This window comes from Pseudomonas sp. H3_D04 (genome assembly GCF_054669175.1).
The window spans coordinates 4,663,480-4,687,434 of the sequence record NZ_CP162801.1 but is presented as its reverse complement, the minus strand read 5'-3'; the positions used below and the strand labels follow the sequence as shown (position 1 = coordinate 4,687,434).

Sequence of the window (23,955 nt, the reverse complement as noted above, 5' to 3'; positions counted from 1 at the left end):
GTTTTCCTGGTTAATTCAATAAGGGGGCGGTCAGACCATCATCAGCAGCACGGCAACAAAGATGCTGCCGGCGGAGAAGGTCATGGTCCGAGACGACCAGGTGTTGAACCAACGTTGAAAGCTGGCGAGGTCACGGGTCAGGGAAGTGGGCTGGCGAGTCCAGGACTGTTGGTCGAGGCGGAAGAACACGTAGATCTTCACCAGCGCGCCGACGATCTGGTTGTAATAGAGAATCGCCGGGTAGGCCGGGCCGATCCGGTGACCGGACAACGACAGCAGCACGGTCAGGATCAGGCGGGTAATGCCGATCCACAGCAGGTACACCAGGATGAACGCAGTGCCGTACTTGAAGCTGGCGATCAGCGCGACCGTCAAGCCCAGCAACGAGGTCCACATCGACACGCGCTGATCGAACAGCACCACCGAGGTGAACAGGCCGAGGCGTTTAACCCCCAGGCCCAGGGCGCGGGCGTTCTGGCGCAGGTTGTTGCCGTACCAGCGGAACATCAGTTTGCGACTGGCCTTGATGAAGCTTTTTTCCGGCGGATGCTCCACGGTGTGGATCGCGGCGTCCGGCACGTAGAACGTGTCGTAGCCCAGGCGCATCAGGCTGAACCAGCTCGACTTGTCGTCACCGGTCAGGAACTTGAAGCGGCCCAGGCGCCAGTGTTGCAGCGAGTCGCTTTCCACGTCGGCGATGAAGTCCGGGTTGGTGACCACGGTCGCGCGAAACACCGACATCCGGCCGGTCATGGTCAGTACGCGCTTGGACAAGGCCATCGAGCACATGTTGATGTGGCGCTGGGCGAATCGCAGTTTGTGCCATTCGCTCATGATGTAGCCGCCGCGCACTTCGCAGAACTCGTTGGTGGTCAGGCCGCCGACATTGCCGAACAGCTGGAACCACGGCACGGTCTTGAGCACGGTGCCCTCGGCGAGCACGGTGTCGCCATCGATCACTGCAACCACTGCGCGGTCGTCCGGCAGGTGGCGGGAGATGGCGCGGAAACCGTAGGCCAGGCCATCACGCTTGCCGGTGCCGGGAATGCGCACGAAGTCGAGCTTGACCCGATCCGGCGGATTCATCTTCGTCCAAAGGCTTTTCACCAGCTTCTCATCGGACATTTCGACGATGGAGCAGACCATGGTGGTCGGCAGGCCGCAGTCGATCGCTTCGCGAATGACGGAGGCGTAGACCTGGGCGGTGGTCAGCGCGTCGATACGGAAGCTGGTGACCATCAAGAAAACATGGGACGGGTTTGCCGCGTCACCCAGCTTGCGCACTTTGCGCCGCAGGTGCGGGTAGACCACGTACAGAAACAGCATCCCGCGCACAAAGTGCGTGGCGCCCATCGAGTAGCGCCAGATGCCGATGAAACCGATGAGGAAGATAAAATCCTTCGAATCGGAATCGAATGTGGACGCAGGCAACGCCATGGCGATGCCCATCAATAAACTTAGGTAAAACAGCCAACCGGCGGCCTGAAGTAGGCCGTGCTTTAGCCTGTGCATAATCTGCATCCGTCTCTATCTCGGGCGAGCCTGTGGGGTGGCCCGATGGGGTTAAGGCAGGCATAAAAAACCGTAGGAGCGAGGCTTGCCCGCGAAGGCGGTGTGCCTGACACACCGCGTTGCCTGGTTCGCCGGCAAGCCTGGCTCCTACAGGAGCGAGGCGGTGTACCTGACACATCAAGTCGTCTGGTTCGCCGGCAAGCCTGGCTCCTACAGGGAACGGCTTGTTACCAGCAGATGCCTTCGGTACGACCGCTGACGCTGGTGGCTTTGGACATGAAGCCAACCAGATCGACGACTTGCTTGCCGTGTGGAGCGTTCTGCGCCAGGGCGCGGAATTTCTCGTCACGGTTGCCGAGGATGATCACGTCGGAGTTGGCGATCACGTCGTCGAAGTCAGCGTTGAGCAAGGACGAGACGTGAGGGATCTTCGACTCGATGTAATCCTTGTTCGCGCCGTGGACACGGGCGTATTCGACGTTGCTGTCGTAGATGCTCAGGTCGTAGCCCTTGCCGATCAGCATTTCCGCCAGATCTACCAGCGGGCTTTCGCGCAGGTCATCGGTGCCGGCCTTGAAGCTCAGGCCCAGCAGGGCGACTTTGCGTTTGTCGTGGCTGGAAACGATGTCGAAGGCGTTCTGCACCTGGGACTCGTTACTGCGCATCAGCGAGTTCAGCAGCGGTGCTTCCACGTCCAGCGAGCCGGCGCGGTAGGTCAGGGCGCGAACGTCCTTCGGCAGGCAAGAGCCGCCGAACGCGAAGCCAGGACGCATGTAGTACTGGGACAGGTTCAGCGTCTTGTCCTGGCAGACCACCTCCATCACTTCACGGCCATCGACGCCGACAGCCTTGGCGATGTTGCCGATCTCGTTGGCGAAGGTCACCTTGGTGGCGTGCCACACGTTGCAGGTGTACTTGATCATCTCGGCGACAGCGATGTCCTTGCGGATGATCGGTGCGTCGAGCTCTTCGTACAGCGATTGCAGAACGTCGCCCGAGGCCTTGTCGAACTCGCCGATGACGGTCATTGGCGGCAGGTCGTAATCGGCGATCGCGGTGCTTTCACGCAGGAACTCAGGGTTCACTGCAACGCCGAAGTCGACACCGGCTTTCTTGCCGGAGCAGTCTTCGAGGATCGGGATGACAACGTTTGCGACAGTGCCCGGCAGCACGGTGCTGCGAACCACGATGGTGTGGCGGGTGGTCTTGTCACGCAGGACAAAACCGATCTCGCGGCATACCGCTTCGATGTAGTTCAGTTCCAGGTCGCCGTTCTTCTTGCTCGGCGTACCGACGCAGATCATCGACAGGTCGGTGTCGCGAATCGCTTCGGCGAAGTTGGTCGTGCCGCGCAATTTGCCCGTCTCGATACCCTTCTTCAGCAGTTCGCCCAGACCCGGTTCAACGATCGGCGAACGGCCGGCGTTGATCATATCGATTTTGTCTTTGGCAACATCGACGCCAACGACGTCATGGCCCCGTGCAGACAGGCAACCGGCACATACTGCGCCGACGTAACCCAAACCAAATATGCTGATGCGCATCGCAATTACCTCTGTGTTTATCAAGCCATTACATGGCCGGAGTTAATGGTGTTCATCGTTATAGTGCACTCGCAAGTGCGGCCTTACGGGCGCCGCAGTGCCGCGTGCAGGCATACAAAGTTCCGAGTGTCTAAATAAGTGCACTCAAGATGTGCGCAACTAGGCCTTATTATTCTGATATGCCCTGTTATGCAGCCGATCTTCTAATCAGAGGACCGTGTGCAAAGGTCTTGCGCGCTCAATGCCAGGCAATAAGCCCGTAAATCAAGCGGTTGGGTGCTCAGGTGAGCACGTTTATAGGGGCGCAGCCTTGGCCTTGAAGGGGATATTGATAAGCGTATCTCCTGTCCTGTATGTGTTGCCCAAATTAGAGGTCCGGTCTGCAGAAGTTAATGTGACAACTTCGCTATGTGACGCTCTTCTCTGCGTAAGTTATCTCGTACATGCATCGAGAAAATCGTTACCGGTGGTATGAGCTACGCATTTGGACATAGTTCCTGCCCGCCCATCGCCGATTCTGAAATTTCTTGAAATATTGGGAAAGATGGCACTGCTCTCAGATTGATAGCACTTGCCGTTTGGCCCTTTATATATAGGCTTATTATCGAGTCAGATAGTTTTGTGCCACTACTGATAAAAAATTTCAGTGCCACTACTCAAAAAAAACATCAAAGTCGAGTGAAACTAAAGTTAGAAAATCAGACGATGGATTTCTGGCGCCAATAAGTCGGCGAACAAGGCGGGGAATTGTTGGACGATCAGACGTCGACGCACGACGATTTTTTGCTGTCGTGCGCCGGTCAGGTGCTTACTCTGGCGCGTGATCGCGCAGGAACACCAGATGGTCCGGTTTAGACTGTTCGGCGCTGTAGCGATAGCCTTGAACGTCAAAGTTTTTGAGGTCTGCCGGGTCGTTGACGCGCTCTTCAATGACAAAACGACTCATCATTCCGCGCGCTTTTTTCGCGTAGAAGCTGATGATCTTGTATTGGCCGTTCTTAAGGTCTTTGAAGTCGGTATTAATAATGCGTGCGTTAAGGGCACTGCGTTTGACCGCCGAGAAGTACTCGTTGGAGGCCAGGTTCAACAACACGTCGTCGCCCTGATCGGCCAGGGCTTCGTTCAGCCATTCGCTGATCCGGGTGCCCCAGAACGCATACAGGTCCTTGCCACGGGCATTCGCCAGTTTGGTGCCCATCTCCAGACGATACGGTTGCATCAGGTCCAGAGGACGCAGCAGGCCGTACAGGCCTGAGAGCATGCGCAAGTGCTGTTGCGCGTAATCGAAATCGGCTTCGCTGAAAGTTTGTGCGTTGAGGCCGGTGTAAACGTCACCCTTGAAGGCGAGCAATGCCTGCTTGGCGTTTTCCGGTGTGAACGCTGGCGTCCAGCTGCCGAAACGCGCGGCGTTGAGGCCGCCGATCTTGTCGGAGACGTGCATCAACTCACTGATCTGCGCGGGCGTCAGGTCGCGCAGTTGCATGATCAATTCCTGGGAGTGGTCCAGGTATTGCGGCTGGGTGAAGCGCTGGGTCGCCGGCGGTGTTTCGTAGTCGAGGGTCTTGGCGGGGGAAATCACCATCAGCATGAAGTCGTCTCCTTTAATCGTGGGGGCGATTCTAGGGGGTTGGACCGGTTGACTCCAGCTATCAAGTCCATAGGTGATCGGTGGTGTTGCACAAACCCTGCAGGAGCGAGGCTTGCCCGCGAAGGCGGTGTGCCAGTTACCGGTGATGCCGACTGACACACCGCCTTCGCGGGCAAGCCTCGCTCCTACGGGGGTCAGTGCGGCTGCGGGAATGTGGGCAGGATCAGCTATAGTGCCGCGCGGGTTTTGTTATGGAGACATCCCATTGCGTATCGTTTTTCTATTATCGGCCTGGCTATTGAGCTTTGGTGCCATGGCGGCGCCGGGCGATGTGGCGACGCTTGATCGCAGCACCTGGCCGGAAAAGCTCAGCAGCCCGACGCTGTTCGACGTGGCATCACGCGCCGAAATCCTCATGTTTTCGCGGGTGCTGCTGGCGAGCGAGTCGCTGGATGAAGCGAGCCTGGCCCAGCGTCTGGGCCTGCGCAAGATTAATCTGGAGGCCGTCAACAACCTGCGCCAGCGCCTGTGGCAGCGACTGCTGACCAACTACAACTTCGCCCAGCAGAGCTGCGATCAGGATGCTTCCTTCTGTTTCCTCGTCGAGGACATGGACACCCTGCGCCAGCAAGCGGCCAAGTTTCAGGTCAGCGACGACAGCTATTACATCAAGTGGTCGGAGCCGAGCCGGTTGTTCCACGCCCAGTATCTGGACGAGCAACTGCGCAAGGCGGCCCTGTTTCCGCAGAGCAGCAGCGAAGTCGATCGTTTTGGTGACTATGAGCGCAACGGCGAAGAGATGCATGACCGGCTGTTTTTGCTGACGTTCGACAGCGCCGCCAATATCACGCCGGACAACACCGGCTGGGTCACCGAGTACCTGCGCAAGTCGAACATGAGTGGCACCTTCTTCGTCCTGGGCAAAGACATTCAGGCGCGTCTGGCCGAGCGCTCGGTGGCCAGTCTGCAAGCGACCTATTCAACGCAGTGCATTGGCGTGCAAGGCTGGGAGTTTCGCTCCCACAGCCACTGGCAGGACTGGCAGGACTCGGTGCGCCGCAGCGTCGAGCTGGTCAAAAGCAAACTGCCGGAGAATTACGTGCCGCTGTTCCGTCCGCCCGATGGCCAGCGTCGTTCTGACGCCGAAGGCTTCTTCAAGGCTCAGGGTTTGCAGGTGGCACTGTGGGACATCGATGCCCAGGATGGCGCCGGCAAGCTCAAGGGCAACCCGAGCGCCCAGCGCGTGTTGACGCTGATGCTGCTATGGCGACATGGGGTGATCAACTTCAATGTGAAGCAGGATGCGGTGAAAACGGCGATGCCCTGGCTCATCACGCAAACGGCGCAAAGCGGGATCGGTTGGGAGGACTGTCAGGACGCGTTTCGCTGAAACCGTAAAAAGCCCGGAATCATTGGGGAGGAGGGCGCGGCGGGGTGATTTTCGAGCAGATTTCGATGCAGGCGGACTTCCGACTTTAACGGGGTGATGGCCATCCGCCTAGTGCTATTGGTCACTCTGAAAAATAAACTTCAAAAAAACGTCAAAGTACTTTTTTCTGTCATGGGTTTTGGAGTATTACGAAGACAGACCGCCGAAACCTGCAACACAGGTGGCGTCTTCCAAGACCCTACTTGTTCGCAGTTCACTTGAATCCTCGCAGGTGAATTCGGTGGCCACTTCGAGGCGCAGCACTGTCACGGTATTGCGTCGAATGGCTCCCACAAAGGTGACCGAGTATGGATGATCACGGACGTAGTTCTTCCTCCAACCAGCCAATCCTTTATGTACTCGATACCAACGTATTGATTCACGATCCAAACGCCCTGCTTAATTTCGAAGAACACCACGTTGCCATCCCGATGACCGTGCTTGAGGAGCTGGACAAGCTCAAGAGCGGGCATCACAGCGTGGCCGCAGAATGCCGTCAGGCGATTCGCCTGATCGACAAGACCCTGGGCGATGCCAGCCCCGAAGACGTCGAGCTCGGTGTGCCGATCCAGCGCGGCAAGAGTGGGCCCAAGGGTTTGCTGTCAATTCTGATGAGCAAGCGTGCCGAACCGAACATCATTCTTCCCGAACACCTGAACGACAACATCATCATCAACCAGTTGATCGACCTGCACGCGCGCGAGCCGAAACTGCCCGTGGTGCTGGTCACCAAAGACATCAACATGCGCCTCAAGGCCCGGGCGTGCGGGATCGCGGCCGAGGACTACAGCACCGACCAACTGGTCGATGACGTTTCGTTGCTGCCCAACGGTTATCACAACATGGACGGCTCCTTCTGGGACAGGGTGAGGAATGTCGAAACCCGTCAGGATCACGGTCGCACCTGGCATCAGGTGCAATTGATCGACAACCTGCCGGCCGTCCACATCAACGAGTTCATCATTGACGAACAGGGCTTCGTCGGCTGGATCAAGGAGATAGAGGAAGACCGGCTGCTGATCCTTGACCTGCACCAGGAACCGCTGCTGCACCAGGAAGCGTGGGGCCTTAAACCCCGTGACATCTATCAGAGCCTGGCGCTATACGCCTTGCTTGACCCGGACATCCACCTGGTCAACCTGTCGGGTGCTGCCGGCTCCGGTAAAACCATCCTGGCCCTGGCGGCGGCGATCGAGCAGACCATGGTCAGCAAGCGCTACCGCCGGATCATCGCGACGCGCAGCGTGCAGGGCCTGGACCAGGAAATCGGTTTCCTGCCCGGCACCGAAGCGGAAAAAATGGAGCCTTGGCTGGGCGCCATCACCGACAACCTTGAAGCCTTGCACATGGATGACGAAAACACCCATGGCAGCGTCGATTACATCCTCAGCAAAGTGCCGTTGCAGTTCAAATCCCTCAACTACATTCGAGGCCGCAGCTTCCAGCAGAGTCTGATCCTGATTGATGAATGCCAGAACCTGACACCGCACCAGATGAAAACCATCATCACCCGTGCCGGCGCCGGTTCCAAAGTGGTGTGCCTGGGCAACCTGGCGCAGATCGACACCCCTTACCTGTCCGCGACCAGCTCCGGATTGACATACCTGACCGAACGCTTCAAGGATTTCCCCAACGGTGTACACATCACCCTGCAAGGGGTGCCACGTTCGATTCTGGCCGAATACGCCGAAACGCATTTGTAACTACGTCACCAGAACCGGGCGGCCCCAAAAGCCGCCCGGTTTTTTTATGCCCAACACAAATTCCCTTGCAGGAGCGAGGCTTGCCCGCGAAGACGACCGCACATTCAACATCAATCTATCTGACACGCCGCCTTCGCGGGCAAGCCTCTCTCCTGCAAGGGCCATTCATCCAATAATCAAACGTGCGGAAATTTGACCCACAGGTTTACAATCGACGCTCCTGATCAGGAGTAAACCTGTGCTGACTCATCTCGATTCCCAAGGTCGCGCCACTATGGTCGACGTCACCGAAAAAGCCGTGACGTTCCGTGAGGCAACCGCTCAAGCGCTGGTGCGCATGCTCCCCGAAACCCTGCAGATGATCGTCAGCGGCGGTCACCCCAAGGGTGATGTGTTCGCCGTGGCGCGCATCGCCGGCATTCAGGCTGCGAAGAAGACCAGCGATCTGATTCCCCTGTGCCATCCGCTGATGCTCACCGGCGTCAAGGTCGAGCTGAGTGCCGAAGGCGATGACACCGTGCGCATCGTCGCGCGCTGCAAGTTGTCCGGACAGACCGGCGTCGAGATGGAAGCCCTGACCGCCGCCAGTGTCGCCGCGCTGACGATCTACGACATGTGCAAGGCCGTGGACCGTGGCATGACCATCGAAAGCGTGCGGCTGCTGGAAAAACTCGGTGGCAAGAGCGGCCATTTCCAGGCAGATCAACCATGAACGTCACCGTGAAGTTTTTTGCCCGCTACCGCGAAGCGCTTGGCGTGGACTCAATCAAGGTTGAAGGCGATTTCGCCACGGTCGACGACGTCCGTGCATTGCTGGCTCAGCGTGACGGTGCCGAGGTGCTGAGCGAGCAGAACTTGATGTGCGCCCGCAACGAGGACCTCTGCCAGCTCGACGAACCGGTGACTGACGGTGACGAAGTGGCGTTCTTTCCGACCGTGACCGGGGGCTGACATGGCGATTCGCGTGCAGTCCACGGCCTTCGATCCGGGTGCGGAAGTCAATGCCATGCACGCCGCCAATGTCGGCGTCGGGGCGGTGGTGAGTTTTGTCGGCTATGTGCGCGACTTCAATGACGGGCTCGATGTGTCCGGGATGTTTCTCGAGCACTATCCGGGCATGACCGAAAAAGCCCTCGGCAAAATCGCCCTGGAGGCTGAACAGCGCTGGCCGCTGCTCAAGCTTGAAGTGCTGCACCGGATCGGCGCCCTTGAACCGGGCGAACCGATCGTCTTCGTCGGCGCCGCCAGCGCCCATCGCCAGGCGGCGTTCGACGCCTGCGCCTTTGTCATGGACTACCTGAAAACCCGTGCGCCGTTCTGGAAGAAGGAAAACACCCGAGACGGACCGCGTTGGGTGGAAGGGCGTGACAGCGATCATACGGCGGCGGATCGCTGGAAGCAGTGATTCCTGCGGTGTCTGCCAGTATGCCTTCGCGGGCAAGCCTCGCTCCTACAGGTTTTGTGTCGTGCGCACATTTTGTGAACAACACAAAACCTGTAGGAGCGAGGCTTGCCCGCGAAGAGGCCATCAGCAACACCAAAAATCCCAGTGACCCTCGCCCGACCACCGGCCGGCACATCTCCATTCTCCCCAATTGACGGCTAATACATAAAAGTCCAGTATGGAATTATAAGTACAAAAAAGGTATTTCCCCGTTTCCAGCTCTTTCTTCTGTCTTGCCAAACCAACAACAACCCGCGAGAGAACGAACATGAAGAAATTCCCCCTCATCACCGGTCTGGCGCTGAGCCTGTTCGCGTGCAGCACGCTGTTCGCCGCCGAAAAAACCCTGCGCATCGGCATCGAAGCCGCTTATCCGCCCTTCGCGTCGAAAACCGACAAGGGCGAGATCGTCGGTTTCGACTACGACATCGGCAATGCCCTGTGTGCGCAAATGAAGGTCAAGTGCGTGTGGGTCGAAGGCGAGTTCGACGGTCTGATTCCTTCCCTGAAAGTGAAAAAAATCGACATGGCGCTGTCGTCCATGACCATCAACGAAGACCGCAAGAAGTCGGTGGATTTCTCCCACAAGTACTACTTCACTTCATCGCGTCTGGTGATGAAGGAAGGCGCGTCCGTGGATGACCAATACGCCAGCCTCAAGGGCAAGACTGTCGGTGTACAGCGCGCCACCACCACCGACCGTTACGCCACCGAGGTGTTTGAACCGAAGGGCATCAACGTCAAGCGCTACGGCAACAACGAAGAAATCTACATGGACCTGGCAGCCGGTCGCCTCGACGCCATTTTTGCCGACACCATCCCGTTGAGTGACTTCCTGGCGATGCCGCGTGGCAAGGGCTATGCCTTTGTCGGGCCGGAGTTGAAGGATCCGAAGTACGTGGGCGAGGGTGCCGGGATTGCGGTGCGCAAGGGCAACACCGAGCTGGTGAGCCAGTTGAATACTGCCATTGATGGCATTCGTGCGAGTGGCGAGTATCAGAAGATTTCCGAGAAGTACTTCAAGGCTGACATCTACGGCGATTGATCAACCGCATCGCAGGAACGCCGCCGGGCGGCGTTCCTGCGATGGCGTCAGATCAGGCAACAAACACCTCAGGGCTCAGCCCTTCAATTCCTTCAAATGCTTGTAAACAGTCGCCCGCCCCATGTTCAGCACATTGGCCACATAGTTCGAAGCGCTTTTGCCCTTGAAGGCCCCTTCGGCGTGCAACGCCAGCACCAGTTCACGTTTGTGGTCGCGCGTCAGCAGGTTCAGGCTCAGCTGACGTTCGCGCAGCCAGGCGTGCAGGAAGGTATTGATGCGCTCCTGCCAGTCATCACGAAACAGAGAGTCCGGTTGCGGAATCAGTTTGCTTGGTGACAGGAACAGGTCGAGCGCGGCCTTGGCATTTTCGAACAACGAGATGTTCAGGTTGATGCACAGCACCGCCAGTGGGTGGCCATCGCTGTCGCGCAAGACACTGCTCAGGCTGCGAATCTTCTGGCCATCCCAATTGAGCTTTTCGTAGGGCCCGATGTTCCGTTCGCTGACATCGTCGCTGAGCATGTCCTCCAGTGCCGCGTCATCGCCCACTTCCCGCTTGGACAGATTGTTGGCGATGTAATCGATTTTTTGCGTGCGCAGATCGTGCAGCACCACCTCGGCATGAGGGAAGAACAACGTAGCGATCGCATCGGCGATCGCCCGGTAGTTGTCCATGGCCGGGTCTTTTTCAGGTGCGTTCATACGGTGGAACTCCAGGCAGCGTCAGCGCCCTGCAAAAAGGGCGCTGGAAGTTTGCCGCAATCGGGTCGACACGTCACCTGAGGACGAAAATCAACCCAGGCGGGCAGGGGAGAGCATCTCGGCGTCCAGGCCGAAACGGCTGAGCTGTTCGGGCAAGGCTTCACCGCGTATCAGCGCTGCGCTGGCCTGGCCCATGGCAGGTGATGTCTGGATGCCGTAGCCGCCTTGCGCCGCGACCCAGAACAGCCCTGGCACATGTTGATCGAAGCCGCAGATCAGGTCTCCGTCCGTTACGAAGCTGCGCAGACCGGCCCAGGTGCGGGTCGGACGGCGGATGGTCAGCGTGGTGGCTTCTTCTATCTGGTAGATGCCCATCGCGATGTCCAGCTCTTCGGGCTGCACGTCGTGCGGCTCCACCGGGTCGGCGTTGGCTGGCGAGCCGAGGAACATTCCGGCGTCGGGTTTCATGTAGAACGATTCGTCGAGGCTGACCAGCATCGGCCAATGGTGGATGTCCACGCCCTCGGGGCCGGCGAAGATGAACGCCGCGCGCCGCTTCGGTTGCAGGCCCAACGACTTGGCGCCAGCCAGCTCGCCGATCTTGTCGGCCCACGCGCCTGCCGCGTTGATGATGATCGGTGCGCTGAAAGTCTGGTTGTTGGTTTGAACCTGCCACATGCCTTCTGCATTGCGGGTCAGGCTCAGCACTTCGCTGTCGGTGTGGACTTCGCCTTTATTGCGACGGATACCGCGCAAGTAACCCTGGTGCAGGGCATCGGTGTCGATGTCGCTGGCAGTCGGGTCGTAGATCGCACCATGGACTTTTTCACGGCGCAGGATCGGCAGGCGCGCGCAGGCTTCGTCGGCACTGAGCAGTTGCATTTCCGCCACCGTGGCCTTGGCGCTCAGGTATTGATTGTTCAGCTCGGCCGGGTCGCCGGTGAAGTCCACGGTCATCTCGCCACGCGGGGTCAGCAGCGGGTGTTCGCAGAAACCGACTGGCGGGGCGTCGAAGAATTCGCGGCTGGCCTGGGTCAGCGCGCGAACCTGCGGTGTGCCATACGCGGCGGTGTAGAGCGCAGCGGAGCGTCCGGTGGAGTGATAAGCCGGATGGGATTCGCGTTCGAGTACAATCACCCGAGCATGCTGCGACAGCCAGAAACCGGTGGAAGCGCCGGCAATCCCGCCGCCGATGATGATGAAATCTGCCTGGCTCATGAACGTCTCCTGTCGAGCGCAAATGCCGAAATTGTGGAAGTCCCCTGTGGGAGCGAGCTTGCTCGCGATAGCGTTGGGTCAGTCGATACCAATGTTGACTGATTAACCGCTATCGCGAGCAGGCTCGCTCCCACAGGGGATTGTGGTGTCAGGGTTGTAGGCGGTAGATGGCATTGGCCAGTGCGATGTCTTCCAGGCCCAGGCCGATCGAACGAAAGAACACATGACGGTCGTAGTCGGGACGCGGGACCTTTTCGCTGAGCAAATCAGGCAGGTCGCCGACAATCAAGCACTTGTCCCAGCCATGTTGTTCCCCCGCAATCAGCATTTCGCCCGCCGAGCCCGGGGTAGTCAGACGATAGTCGCAGAACACCTGCATGTCATTGAGGCTCTGCGGCGGGACTTCATGGGCGCGCGGGGCGTTGGTGCTGATGGAGGTGATCAGCGCCGGTTTGCTCAGCTTCGAGGGATCGATCACCGGGCCGGCGGACGAGGTGCACAGCATGATCACGTCGGCATCTTCAATCGCCGCTTCGCGACTGTCGGCGATGGTCAGGCGTGGATCGAGGCGTTTTAGCTGTGCCAGCGTTTCAGGGTTTTTATCGCTCAGGCTCGGGGAATAGAGGCTGATGCTTTGCCAGTCACGCAGATCTTTAACGTAATGCAGGTGTGCCTGAGCCACCTTGCCGCTGCCGATAATCGCCAGGCGCTGCGCCTTCAGCGGAGCGAGGGCATCGACGGCGACGGCGGTGGTCGCGGCCGTGCGTGCGGTGGTCAGTTCGCCGGCATCGCACAGCAGTAACGGTTGGCCGGTCTGCATCGACATCAACAATGTCCAGGCCGTCACCAGCGGACCTTGTTCGCGCACGATGTACGGCGAAGTCTTGACCCCGTAGACGCCGTCTTCAGCCAGCACGCCCAGATAGTTGATGAAGTCGCCGGCACCCTGAGGGAACTCCACCAGCTGTTGCGCCGGTTGCACCGCTAGCCCGGCCGCCAGGTCGCGAAACAGCTTGCGCAGGATCTGCGGCACGTCGACCTGCGCCAGCAGTTCGCGGGCCTGGGGTTGGGTGATCACATAAGGCGTACTGGACATGGTCGGCTCCGGGTGCTGAAAGTAAACTAATTTGTCCATTATGGACTTTTAGTTGTGTCGAGCAACATCGGGACGAAAAAAAAGCGCAGTCCGTTTCCGGCTGCGCCTCTTTCAGTAAGGGGCCGAGTTACGGACGCTTGCGCTCAACCGCCCGCAGTAGATGCGTCGGCGGTGTTTCACAGCTGATTTTCCGACCCAGCAATGCCTCGATGGACGGTAGCTGGTAGGAGTCATCTTCACCGGCGAAGCTGATGGACACACCCTCTGCGCCAGCACGACCGGTACGGCCGATGCGGTGCACGTAGTCGTCCGGGACTTCCGGCAGGGTGAAGTTGATCACGTGGCTGATGCCGTCGATGTGGATGCCGCGACCGGCCACATCAGTGGCGACCAGTACGCGGATCTTGCCTTCGCGGAAACCTTCCAGGGTCTTGATGCGCTTGTGCTGCGGCACGTCGCCGGACAGTTGCGCGGCGTTGACGCCGTCACGGACCAGGCGCTCTTCAATGCGCCGCACTTCATCCTTGCGGTTGGCAAACACCATCACCCGCTCCCAGCCGTTGTCGTTGACCAGGTTGTAGAGCAGTTTGTATTTGTCGGCACCGGCGACGGCGTAGATGTGTTGCTCGACGTTTTCGCTGGCCACGTTCTGCGATTCGATCTCGACGATCGACGGGTCGGTGGTCCATTGCTTGGCGAGATTCATCACGTCTTCGGTGAAGGTTGCGGAGAACAGCAGCGTCTGACGTTCGTTCTTCGGCGGCGTCTGGCGAATGATCTGGCGCACTTGCGGGATGAAACCCATGTCGAGCATGCGGTCGGCTTCGTCCAGCACCATGACTTCGACCATGTCCAGATGCACGTCACCGCGCTGGTTGAAGTCGAGCAGGCGGCCCGGGGTGGCCACGAGGATGTCGCAGTGACGGGCTTCGAGGTGCTTGAGCTGCTTGTCGAAGTCCATGCCGCCGACAAACGTCATGACGTTGAGGCCGGTGTACTTGGTCAGGTCGGCGGCGTCCTTGGCGATCTGCACCACCAGCTCGCGGGTCGGCGCGATGATCAGCGCCCGCGGTTCACCCATGTAGCGTTCCTTGGGTGGCGGGGTTTCCAGCAGTTGCGTGATGATCGAAATCAGGAACGCGGCGGTTTTGCCGGTGCCGGTCTGGGCGCGACCGATGGCGTCTTTGCCCGCGAGGGTGAAGCCCAGCACTTGCGCCTGGATCGGCGTGCAGTACGGGAAGCCCAGGTCCTGGATGGCGTGCATCAATTCCGGGGCGAGTTTGAAATCGTGGAAACGGGTTTTGCCTTCCTGGGGTTCAACGGCGAAGTCTTCGAGTTTCCAGGGAATGACCGGCGCTTTCGGTTTCGGTTCGCGACGCGGTTTTGCCGGTTTCGGCGATTCGCTGCGCGGTGGCTCGGCGGCGACAATCTCGACAGGTGGGGCGGCCGGTGTGGTCACAGGCTCGTGTTTCGGTGCCGCTACGGTTGCGGTCCGGCCAGGCTGATTACCGTCGGTGCGGTGGCTGGGGATATGAGACGGAGCGCTGGGAACTGGCGCGAGCTGCTCAGTCTCGCTTTTACCGAACATTTTCTTGAGTGCTTTGAGCACGGTCATCTCATCAATTGGTTAAGGAATATACGCCGGCCAGTGTAATGCAAGAATCGGGCGCGGCGTAGTGGGATGGATCAATGGGTAGCTTTTAGCGTAAACGCTCGGCCAGCCAGACGCCGATGTCGCGAATTTCTTCGGGTAACACTTCGTGGCCCATTGGGTATTCCTGCCATGTCACGGTGACACCATGCTGCTTTAAAAACTCGTAGGCGGTGCGGCCCATCGAGTTTTGAACGACGTCATCGTACTGGCCATGCAACGACAGCACGGGAATGCGTTGCTGGCTGGCCGAAAGCTCCATTTCATCGCTGAAGGTCGGTGCGTAAGTCGAGAGGGCAAGTACGCCACCCAGCGGCCCCTGCCACTTCAGGAAAGCGGTGTGCAAGACCACGGCGCCACCCTGGGAAAAACCTGCCAGAAAGATACGCGAGGCGTCTATTCCGCTGGCGCGCTGCTCTTCAATCAAATCAAAGACTCTCTGCGCCGACGTTTCCAGCTGCTCACGACTGATCGCGCGCGCCGGGCTCATGGCCAATATGTCGTACCAGCTCGGCATCTCGTAACCGCCGTTGATGGTCACGGCGCGGGTCGGTGCCTGGGGCAGAACGAAGCGGGTGGTCAGCAGGGTTTCCTGCAAGGCTTCGGCAACCGGCAGAAAGTCGTAGCGGTCGGCGCCCAGGCCGTGCAGCCATATAACGCAGGCGTCTGCGGGCTTTACGGGTTGAAGAATCAAGGGCTCGGTCATGGCTGCTCCAATTTTGTGCGTGCGCTCTCATTAAGTGCGTGATGTGAGTGCGCGTCGGGTTGATCCGTTAAGAAGATGTCGCAAGGTTACAAGTTTTGCTATTGACCTGTCCCTTAACCGCATCGGCAAGCGGTCTGGTACGGGCTTTGCTATGTGAAAGCGGTGCAACCCATCTCGCGCCTTGCGGTAACACTATCAGTGTACTGCTGGCAGCGGGATAGCAAAGAATCCGGTGATGGATGTTCGCCAGTGGCCGCTACGGGCTTCGCGAACGTGAAAGGGCTACAGCCCGTTCGGCCGATTGGTGAGAAGTGAGTTGTCCATGATGTGGATTTTCTCTTACTAGACTCATAGCTAAGGTCTTTACGTCGGTTGACCCCAAAAAAAGCCAACACGGGTCGACTACGCCTCATAAGGGTGCGACTGGACTCACGCTCCGACACAACAAGAGCAAAACTGGAGGTTTGAATGAAGATGTTGAAATCCACCCTGGCCATCGTGACTGCAGCTGCAGTGCTCGGTGTCAGCGGGTTCGCTCAGGCGGGTGCAACCCTGGATGCAGTGCAGAAGAAAGGTTTCGTACAGTGCGGTGTCAGTGACGGTCTGCCGGGTTTCTCGGTTCCGGACTCCACTGGCAAGATCATCGGTATCGATGCTGACTTCTGCCGCGCTGTGGCCGCTGCCGTTTTCGGCGATGCGACCAAGGTCAAGTTCAGCCAGTTGAACGCCAAAGAGCGCTTCACCGCGCTGCAGTCCGGCGAAATTGACATTCTGTCGCGCAACACCACCATGACCAGCTCCCGTGACGCGGGCATGGGCCTGAAGTTCCCAGGCTTCATCACCTACTACGACGGCATTGGCTTCCTGGTAAATAGCAAGCTGGGCGTCAAGAGTGCCAAAGAGCTCGACGGTGCGACCATCTGCATCCAGGCCGGTACCACCACTGAGCTGAACGTTTCCGACTACTTCCGCGGCAACGGTCTGAAATACACCCCGATCACCTTCGACACCTCCGATGAAAGCGCCAAGTCGCTGGAATCCGGTCGTTGCGACGTACTGACCTCGGACAAGTCCCAACTGTTCGCTCAGCGCAGCAAGCTGGCTTCGCCGAAGGACTACGTGGTTCTGCCGGAAACCATTTCCAAGGAACCGCTGGGCCCGGTCGTGCGTAACGGCGACGACGAGTGGCTGGCCATTGTTCGCTGGGTAGGCTACGCCATGCTCAACGCTGAAGAGGCTGGTGTCACTTCGAAGAACGTCGAAGCCGAAGCCAAGTCCACCAAGAATCCGGACGTCGCACGTATGCTGGGTACCGACGGCGAGTACGGCAAAGACTTGAAAGTGAAGAAGGACTGGGTCGTCCAGATCGTCAAGCAAGTGGGCAACTATGGCGAAGTGTTCGAGAAAAACCTCGGCAAAGGCACTCCGCTGGAAATCGACCGCGGGCTGAACGCCTTGTGGAACGCTGGCGGCATTCAATACGCACCACCAGTGCGCTGATGGTTCTATCACCCGGTGGGCCAACCACCGGGTGATGTTCTGTTCCATTACATCCGGGGCACTTCATGCAAAATTCAATCGGCGCACCAAAGCAGAGGCTCAGCCTCAGCGATCCCAAAGTGCGTGCGTGGCTATTTCAGATCATCACCATTGTGGCGGTGGTCTCCATGGGCTGGTATCTGTTCGATAACACCCAGACCAACTTGCAACACCGGGGCATTACTTCCGGCTTCAGCTTTCTGGAGCGCAGTGCCGGTTTCGGCATCGCTCAAACCCTGATCGACTACACCGAATCGGACAGCTATGCCCGAGTGTTTGTCATCGGCCTGCTCAATACCCTGCTGGTGACCTTCATCGGGGTCATCCTGGCGACGCTCCTCGGTTTCATCGTCGGCGTTTCACGCCTGTCGAAGAACTGGATCATTGCCAAGCTGGCGACTGTTTATGTGGAAGTCTTCCGCAACATTCCGCCGCTGCTGCAAATCCTGTTCTGGTACTTCGCGGTGTTCCTGACCATGCCAGGGCCACGTAACAGCCATAACTTCGGCGACACCTTCTTCGTCAGCAGCCGCGGCCTGAACATGCCGGCCGCGTTGACGGCGGATGGTTTCTGGCCGTTTGTGGTCAGCATCGTCGTGGCCATTGTCGCCATCGTGCTGATGAGCCGCTGGGCGACCAAACGCTTCGAAGCGACCGGCGTACCGTTCCATAAATTCTGGGTCGGCCTGGCGCTGTTCCTGGTGGTCCCGGCGCTGTGCGCATTGATCTTCGGCGCGCCAGTGCACTGGGAAATGCCGAAGCTGCAAGGTTTCAACTTCGTTGGTGGCTGGGTGCTGATCCCGGAACTGCTGGCGCTGACCCTGGCCCTGACCGTGTACACCGCGGCGTTCATCGCCGAGATCGTGCGTTCGGGTATCAAGTCGGTCAGCCACGGCCAGACCGAAGCGGCGCACTCGTTGGGCCTGCGCAACGGTCCGACCCTGCGCAAGGTGATCATCCCGCAAGCCATGCGTGTGATCATTCCACCGCTGACCAGCCAATACCTGAACCTGGCGAAGAACTCCTCGCTGGCGGCCGGTATCGGTTATCCGGAAATGGTGTCCTTGTTTGCCGGTACGGTGCTGAACCAGACCGGGCAGGCGATCGAGGTGATTGCCATCACCATGAGCGTGTACCTGGCGATCAGTATCAGCATTTCCCTGCTGATGAACTGGTACAACAAGCGCATTGCGCTGATCGAGCGGTAAGGAAAAGCGCATGAGTACTCATACTTTCAAACCCGACATGCCACCACCGAGCAAAGTCTTCGGGCCGATGGCGTGGATGCGCGCGAACATGTTCTCCAGCTGGCTGAACACCGCGCTGACACTGTTCGCGTTCTACCTGATTTACCTGGTGGTGCCGCCGATCCTGCATTGGGCGATCCTGGACGCCAACTGGGTCGGCACGTCCCAGGCCGACTGCACCAAGGAAGGCGCCTGCTGGGTGTTCATCCAGCAGCGCTTCGGCCAGTTCATGTACGGCTATTACCCGCCGGTACTGCGTTGGCGCGTAGACCTGACCGTGTGGCTGGCAGTCATCGGCGTGGCACCGTTGTTCATCTCGCGCTTCCCGCGTAAAGCGGTTTACGGCCTGAGCTTCCTGGTGCTGTACCCGATCATTGCCTGGTGCCTGTTGCATGGCGGCGTTTTCGGCTTGACCCAGGTGGCGACCAGCCAATGGGGCGGCCTGATGCTGACCCTGGTGATCGCCACCGTCGGTATTGCCGGTGCGTTGCCGCTGGGGATCGTGCTGGCGCTGGGCCGTCGTTCGAACATGCCGGCGATTCGAGTGGTCTGCGTGACCTTCATCGAATTCTGGCGCGGCGTGCCGTTGATTACGGTGCTGTTCATGTCCTCGGTGATGCTGCCGTTGTTCCTGCCTGAAGGCATGAACTTCGACAAACTGCTGCGGGCGCTGATCGGCGTGATCCTGTTCCAGTCGGCCTATGTTGCCGAAGTGGTGCGTGGCGGTCTGCAAGCGATTCCCAAAGGTCAGTACGAAGCAGCCGCAGCGATGGGCCTCGGTTACTGGCGCAGCATGGGGCTGGTGATTCTGCCGCAAGCCCTGAAGTTGGTGATTCCTGGCATCGTCAACACCTTCATTGCGCTGTTCAAGGACACCAGCCTGGTGATCATCATCGGCCTGTTCGACCTGCTCAACAGCGTCAAACAAGCTGCCGCCGACCCGAAATGGTTGGGCATGGCCACCGAAGGCTATGTGTTCGCGGCCCTGGTGTTCTGGATTTTCTGTTTCGGTATGTCGCGCTATTCCATGCATCTGGAACGCAAGCTCGACACTGGCCACAAGCGTTAGGAGTTCTGTAATGAGCGAAGCAATCAAAAAGCCTGTGAGCCCTGAAGGCATTATTCAGATGCAGGGCGTGAACAAGTGGTACGGCCAGTTCCACGTGCTGAAAGATATCAACCTGAACGTCAAGCAGGGCGAGCGAATCGTCCTGTGCGGCCCGTCGGGTTCCGGCAAGTCGACCACCATCCGCTGCCTCAACCGTCTGGAAGAACACCAGCAGGGGCGCATCGTGGTCGATGGCGTGGAATTGACCAACGACCTCAAGCAGATCGAAACGGTCCGTCGTGAAGTCGGCATGGTGTTCCAGCACTTCAACCTGTTCCCGCACCTGACCATCCTGCAGAACTGCACGCTGGCACCGATGTGGGTGCGCAAGATGCCCAAGCGCCAGGCCGAAGAAATCGCCATGCATTACCTGGAGCGCGTCCGCATTCCGGAACAGGCGCATAAATTCCCGGGACAACTGTCCGGTGGTCAGCAGCAGCGTGTGGCGATTGCCCGTGCTTTGTGCATGAAACCGAAAATCATGCTGTTCGACGAACCGACTTCGGCACTCGACCCGGAAATGGTGAAAGAGGTGCTCGACACCATGATCGGCCTCGCCGAAGACGGCATGACCATGCTCTGCGTGACCCACGAAATGGGCTTCGCCCGCACCGTGGCCAATCGTGTGATCTTCATGGACAAGGGTGAAATCGTCGAGCAGGCTGCGCCGAACGACTTCTTCGACAACCCGCAGAACGATCGGACGAAGATGTTCCTGAGCCAGATTCTGCATTGATCGGCACTTGGCAGTGAAATAAACCCGGACAGTGTTCCGGGTTTATTTTTGTCTGCGGTTTGCAGTCAGGATGCGAGCGCGGAGGGGGGATGATCGATCGAGGTCCACCAATAGACGTTGCAAGTCTGCACCCTCTTGAAGTATTTGCACGTCGCCCAGTAATTCTGGATGCCGATCAAGCAAAGGGTAATTCTTACTAATCGAAAATCCCGCTTCCTCTCCTGCCCTTTGAACTTAGGCGGTTGCCGTCCTACGCGTAGCTGACTAACATGTCAGAAAATTCATCCTATGATTGGATGAAAGGGCGAATCCTATGTCAGACATTTCTCCACTCGTTAAGCGGTCCCTGGTCGACCAGGCTCTGGATCAACTGCGCCAACGCATCAACGCTGGCGCCTGGCAGGTCGGCCAGCGTTTACCCACAGAGCCAGAGCTGTCCGCCGAGTTGGGCATCAGCCGCAACACCGTGCGCGAAGCCATGCGTGTATTGGCGTTTTCCGGTTTGATCGAAATCCGTCAGGGCGACGGTAGCTATTTGCGGGCGGTGATCGATCCACTGGACACCATGAAAGCCTTGTCGCGCTGCTCCCATGAACAGGCCCGCGAGACCCGGCACATCCTTGAAGTCGAAGCCATCGGTCTCGCTGCTCTGCGCCGAACGGATGAGGATCTGGTGGCCTTGCGCGAAGCATTGGGTGTCAGCGGCAGCCACTATCACGGCGATCTCGACAGCTACATCGCCTGCGATCTGGTGTTCCACCGCCGTCTGGTGGACGCCGCGCACAACCCGACCCTCAGCGAGCTGTATCGCTATTTCTCCAGCATCGTCGGCGCGCATTTGCGCCAGACCCTGAACATCACCCCGCGACGCCAAGAGGTGTTCGACCTGCATATCGAACTGCTTGATGCCGTCGAGCAACGCGACCCGGAACGGGCCAAAGCCCTGTCTAGGCAGTTGATCAATGAACCTTGAAACCGAGAACTCCATGTCGAGCCGCAACAGCAACATCACTCAACCCAAGCGCACGGCAGAACTCGAAGAGCTGCTGATCGACGCCGAGGCCGATGACGAAGAGGTCCAGCAGCGTCATCCCGTCCTGCGTCGCCCATGGCTGTTGCTGCTGGGGCTGATCCTGGTGGCGCTGAACCTGCGTCCGGCGTTGTCGAGCATGGCGCCGATGCTCAGCGAAGTGTCGAAGACCCTCGGCCTGTCGGCGGCCCAGGCCGGGTTGCTGACGACGTTGCCGGTGCTCTGTCTCGGCTTGTTTGCTCCGCTAGCGCCCTTGCTGGCGCGACGTTTTGGCGCCGAGCGCGTGGTGTTGGGCATTCTGTTGATGCTGGCCGGCGGAATCATTCTGCGCAGTTCATTCGGTGAGATCGGCCTGTTCGCCGGCAGTGTGCTGGGCGGCGCGAGCATCGGTGTGATTGGCGTTTTGTTACCGGGCATCGTCAAGCGCGACTTCCCGAAACAGGCCGGCACCATGACCGGCGTGTACACCATGGCCCTGTGTCTGGGCGCGGCGATGGCGGCGGGGGCGACCGTGCCGCTGAGCGAGCATTTCGATAACAGCTGGGCCTTGGGCCTCGGCTTCTGGGTAGTGCCTGCGCTGGTCGCGGCGGTTTTCTGGTTGCCGCAAGTGGGGCAGAAACACGGCGCACATAACGTCGCGTATCGGGTTCGCGGCCTATTGCGTGATCCGCTGGCCTGGCAAGTCACGTTGTACATGGGCCTGCAATCATCCCTGGCGTACATCGTCTTTGGCTGGTTGCCCTCGATCCTGATCGGTCGCGGCCTGACCCCGACCCAGGCCGGTCTGGTGCTCTCGGGTTCGGTGATCGTCCAGTTGGCCAGTTCTCTGGCGGCGCCCTGGCTGGCGACGCGCGGCAAGGATCAGCGGCTGGCGATTGTGGTGGTCATGCTGCTGACCCTCGGCGGCCTGTTCGGCTGTCTCTATGCACCGATCGAAGGCCTGTGGGGCTGGGCGATCCTGCTCGGCCTGGGGCAGGGCGGTGCATTCAGTCTCGCATTGACCCTGATCGTGCTGCGCTCGCGTGATGCCCATGTGGCGGCCAACCTGTCGAGCATGGCCCAGGGCTTCGGTTACACCCTGGCGTCGATGGGGCCGTTCGCGGTCGGGATCGTGCACGACTGGTCGGGCGGCTGGACCGCGTTGGGCTGGATCTTTGGCGTGATCGGCCTCGGCGCCATCGTTGCCGGCCTCGGCGCCGGGCGTTCGTTGCACGTTCAGGTGGTCAGCGAAAAGGTCTGAACTACAGGTAAACAACGTCCAGGGTCGCCGAGCCGTCGAGTTGCACTTCGGCACTCAGGTCCAGTTCGGAGGTGGGCGCGATGACCGTTTCGACCGTCACCCGGCTGGTCAGGTTGCGGATGGCTATCGGGCCGGCGCTGCTGCCTGCGCTGTCGGTAAAGCCGAGATAGCTTCGGGAGCCCATCGGGATGGGCTGGCTGTTCGACGGGCTCCAGGCTTTGCCCCCCGTGGTCGAGTCGGTTCGATAGACCTGCGTCAGGTCGTCCACCACCGTGCTGGCAGGATCGAAGTTCAGCGAATACAAGCCGATTTTATTGTGGCTGTGGTCGTGGTTCAGGCCGTAGTAAATCTCGCTGTTGACGATGGCCGAGCCGTCGCGGTTGTCGCGCATCAGCAGAGCAAAACGCGTGAGCGCATTGCACTGAATGTTGAGGTCGAGTGTCTGGTCGCGCAGTCGAGTGCGTTTGTCGACGTTCAGGTCTTGCCGGGAGATTTTTCCGTAATCGACGAGGCCGCTGTTGGACAGCATCGGGGTGCAGGCAAGTGGGGTGATGAGGCCTGTGACCCTCAGGTCTGTCGATGAGGTGGCCAAGGTGAGCGGCGACGTCAGGACGAAGATCGCCATCGTCAGCGCGTGTGGAGTCTTTTTCATGGGACAGGTTTCGCTGTGTGTGGTGAGCGGAATCAGTCCTTGCCCGAAGCAGGACCTCGGGCAAGATGCACGGCTTACAGGTACTTCATTTCAAATGTGGCTGAACCGTCGATAGTGACATCGTCGGTTAAGGTGAGGCTATCGGCGCGGGCAATGAAGGTGTAGATCATCAGTTCCATCGTGAGGTCTTTCACGGAGATTGGCGTGAGAGTGCCGACAGCGCTTACCGATGTGAGGTTATCCTTCAGGATCTGATAGATGCGCGTCCAACTCGCACCGTTATCAGTTGATCTGATCGAGTGCACAGGTTGTCCGTCCGCAAGCGCGCTTTGGATCGATGGCGTGAAATAACCTATTTTTTCGTTATTGCTGGTCAGGCCCAATCCGAAATACAGGTTGGACGATGATGTTCCGGCTTTGTTATCAATACCGTTAAGTGCAAATGGCGTTGACGCGTCACACGCGACCGTCAGCTGTATCGGATGACTGCCTACTATCGTGTCACTTGTCAGGTTGAGGTCTTTGGCCTGCACCTGGCCGACGTCGACCGTTCCTCCATCGGACAACGAAGGAGTGCACGCTCTCGGCGTGATGAGACCTGTGACAGTCAGGTCAATGCTCGAAGCCGCCACTGCATAAGGCGCAACGCCGATCAGTGCTGTTGTGGAGAGTGCTGCCAAGTACTTTTTGATCATTATTTGCTCACTTCTAGGGTTGTGTCCTGACTGCCCGGGCCGCTCAAGTGCACCCCGAATCCAGCAGGAT

General features: G+C 59.0%; 22 protein-coding genes. 12 read left to right on the top strand and 10 right to left on the bottom strand.

Annotated features, from left to right (window positions below; genetic code table 11):
- Nucleotides 1-30: 30 nt before the first annotated feature.
- The 3 genes from alg8 to yaaA form a co-directional block, all read right to left on the bottom strand.
- Nucleotides 31-1,512: a mannuronan synthase gene (gene alg8, locus AB4N91_RS21740; RefSeq protein ID WP_370654476.1), complete on the bottom strand. Its 1,482-nt coding sequence runs from the start codon at nt 1,510-1,512 to the stop codon at nt 31-33.
- Nucleotides 1,513-1,739: 227 nt separating this feature from the next.
- Nucleotides 1,740-3,056, bottom strand: coding sequence for a nucleotide sugar dehydrogenase (locus tag AB4N91_RS21735; protein WP_010463110.1), 1,317 nt, complete (start codon nt 3,054-3,056; stop codon nt 1,740-1,742).
- A gap of 808 nt (nt 3,057-3,864) precedes the next feature.
- Nucleotides 3,865-4,644: a peroxide stress protein YaaA gene (gene yaaA, locus AB4N91_RS21730; protein WP_010463107.1), complete on the bottom strand. Its 780-nt coding sequence runs from the start codon at nt 4,642-4,644 to the stop codon at nt 3,865-3,867.
- A gap of 265 nt (nt 4,645-4,909) precedes the next feature.
- Here yaaA and AB4N91_RS21725 point away from each other — a divergent pair, with 265 nt between their 5' ends.
- The 6 genes from AB4N91_RS21725 to AB4N91_RS21700 all read left to right on the top strand — a co-directional run bounded on the left by AB4N91_RS21725 (nt 4,910) and on the right by AB4N91_RS21700 (nt 10,265).
- Entirely contained in the window at nt 4,910-6,034 is a 1,125-nt protein-coding gene (locus tag AB4N91_RS21725) for a polysaccharide deacetylase family protein (protein WP_042932353.1), read from the top strand.
- Nucleotides 6,035-6,381: 347 nt separating this feature from the next.
- Nucleotides 6,382-7,776 carry a PhoH family protein gene (locus AB4N91_RS21720; protein WP_145306896.1) on the top strand — a complete coding sequence of 465 codons (1,395 nt, stop codon included), beginning with the start codon at nt 6,382-6,384 and terminating at the stop codon, nt 7,774-7,776.
- Nucleotides 7,777-8,014: 238 nt separating this feature from the next.
- Nucleotides 8,015-8,488: a cyclic pyranopterin monophosphate synthase MoaC gene (gene moaC, locus AB4N91_RS21715; protein WP_010463102.1), complete on the top strand. Its 474-nt coding sequence runs from the start codon at nt 8,015-8,017 to the stop codon at nt 8,486-8,488.
- A complete protein-coding gene (gene moaD / locus AB4N91_RS21710; protein WP_010463101.1) occupies nt 8,485-8,727 on the top strand; it encodes a molybdopterin converting factor subunit 1 in 243 nt (80 codons plus the stop codon). The genes moaC and moaD overlap by 4 nt, the downstream gene beginning before the upstream one ends.
- A gap of 1 nt (nt 8,728) precedes the next feature.
- Complete coding sequence (gene moaE / locus AB4N91_RS21705; RefSeq protein WP_010463100.1) at nt 8,729-9,181, top strand: molybdopterin synthase catalytic subunit MoaE; 453 nt, start codon at nt 8,729-8,731, stop codon at nt 9,179-9,181.
- A gap of 307 nt (nt 9,182-9,488) precedes the next feature.
- Entirely contained in the window at nt 9,489-10,265 is a 777-nt protein-coding gene (locus tag AB4N91_RS21700) for an ABC transporter substrate-binding protein (protein ID WP_010463099.1), read from the top strand.
- Nucleotides 10,266-10,340: 75 nt separating this feature from the next.
- Here AB4N91_RS21700 and AB4N91_RS21695 read toward each other — a convergent pair whose 3' ends face one another.
- From AB4N91_RS21695 to AB4N91_RS21675, 5 genes are all read right to left on the bottom strand, one after another.
- Nucleotides 10,341-10,967 (bottom strand): helix-turn-helix transcriptional regulator, encoded by a 627-nt coding sequence (locus AB4N91_RS21695; protein ID WP_010463098.1) that lies wholly within the window; start codon nt 10,965-10,967, stop codon nt 10,341-10,343.
- Nucleotides 10,968-11,057: 90 nt separating this feature from the next.
- The gene (locus tag AB4N91_RS21690; RefSeq protein WP_460111769.1) at nt 11,058-12,185 is read right to left on the bottom strand and encodes an NAD(P)/FAD-dependent oxidoreductase; all 1,128 of its coding nucleotides are present in this window, start codon (nt 12,183-12,185) and stop codon (nt 11,058-11,060) included.
- A gap of 148 nt (nt 12,186-12,333) precedes the next feature.
- A complete protein-coding gene (locus AB4N91_RS21685) occupies nt 12,334-13,281 on the bottom strand; it encodes an ornithine cyclodeaminase family protein (protein WP_010463096.1) in 948 nt (315 codons plus the stop codon).
- A gap of 127 nt (nt 13,282-13,408) precedes the next feature.
- Nucleotides 13,409-14,896 (bottom strand): ATP-dependent RNA helicase RhlB, encoded by a 1,488-nt coding sequence (rhlB, locus tag AB4N91_RS21680; RefSeq protein WP_042932351.1) that lies wholly within the window; start codon nt 14,894-14,896, stop codon nt 13,409-13,411.
- Nucleotides 14,897-14,981: 85 nt separating this feature from the next.
- On the bottom strand, nt 14,982-15,638 hold the full coding sequence (locus AB4N91_RS21675) for an alpha/beta hydrolase (protein WP_010463094.1): 657 nt from the start codon (nt 15,636-15,638) through the stop codon (nt 14,982-14,984).
- Nucleotides 15,639-16,106: 468 nt separating this feature from the next.
- Between AB4N91_RS21675 and AB4N91_RS21670 the strand changes: the two genes are divergently transcribed.
- The 6 genes from AB4N91_RS21670 (at nt 16,107) to AB4N91_RS21645 (ending at nt 22,538) form a co-directional block, all read left to right on the top strand.
- Entirely contained in the window at nt 16,107-17,138 is a 1,032-nt protein-coding gene (locus AB4N91_RS21670) for an amino acid ABC transporter substrate-binding protein (protein WP_010463093.1), read from the top strand.
- A gap of 65 nt (nt 17,139-17,203) precedes the next feature.
- Nucleotides 17,204-18,385 carry an amino acid ABC transporter permease gene (locus AB4N91_RS21665; RefSeq protein WP_460111768.1) on the top strand — a complete coding sequence of 394 codons (1,182 nt, stop codon included), beginning with the start codon at nt 17,204-17,206 and terminating at the stop codon, nt 18,383-18,385.
- Nucleotides 18,386-18,395: 10 nt separating this feature from the next.
- Complete coding sequence (locus tag AB4N91_RS21660) at nt 18,396-19,493, top strand: amino acid ABC transporter permease (protein ID WP_083374957.1); 1,098 nt, start codon at nt 18,396-18,398, stop codon at nt 19,491-19,493.
- A 10-nt stretch (nt 19,494-19,503) separates the two neighbouring features.
- Nucleotides 19,504-20,268, top strand: coding sequence for an amino acid ABC transporter ATP-binding protein (locus AB4N91_RS21655; RefSeq protein WP_010463090.1), 765 nt, complete (start codon nt 19,504-19,506; stop codon nt 20,266-20,268).
- Between the two features lie 313 nt (nt 20,269-20,581).
- The gene (locus AB4N91_RS21650; protein WP_010463089.1) at nt 20,582-21,241 is read left to right on the top strand and encodes a FadR/GntR family transcriptional regulator; all 660 of its coding nucleotides are present in this window, start codon (nt 20,582-20,584) and stop codon (nt 21,239-21,241) included.
- The gene (locus AB4N91_RS21645; protein ID WP_154911846.1) at nt 21,231-22,538 is read left to right on the top strand and encodes a CynX/NimT family MFS transporter; all 1,308 of its coding nucleotides are present in this window, start codon (nt 21,231-21,233) and stop codon (nt 22,536-22,538) included. The genes AB4N91_RS21650 and AB4N91_RS21645 overlap by 11 nt, the downstream gene beginning before the upstream one ends.
- Nucleotide 22,539: 1 nt before the next feature.
- On the opposite strand, the gene AB4N91_RS21640 is transcribed toward AB4N91_RS21645, so the two are convergent.
- Both AB4N91_RS21640 and AB4N91_RS21635 read right to left on the bottom strand, forming a co-directional pair.
- Entirely contained in the window at nt 22,540-23,190 is a 651-nt protein-coding gene (locus tag AB4N91_RS21640) for a DUF1120 domain-containing protein (RefSeq protein ID WP_010463087.1), read from the bottom strand.
- Between the two features lie 74 nt (nt 23,191-23,264).
- Nucleotides 23,265-23,885, bottom strand: a complete 621-nt coding sequence (locus tag AB4N91_RS21635) for a DUF1120 domain-containing protein (RefSeq protein WP_102593960.1) — start codon at nt 23,883-23,885, stop codon at nt 23,265-23,267.
- Between the last annotated feature and the right edge of the window lie 70 nt (nt 23,886-23,955).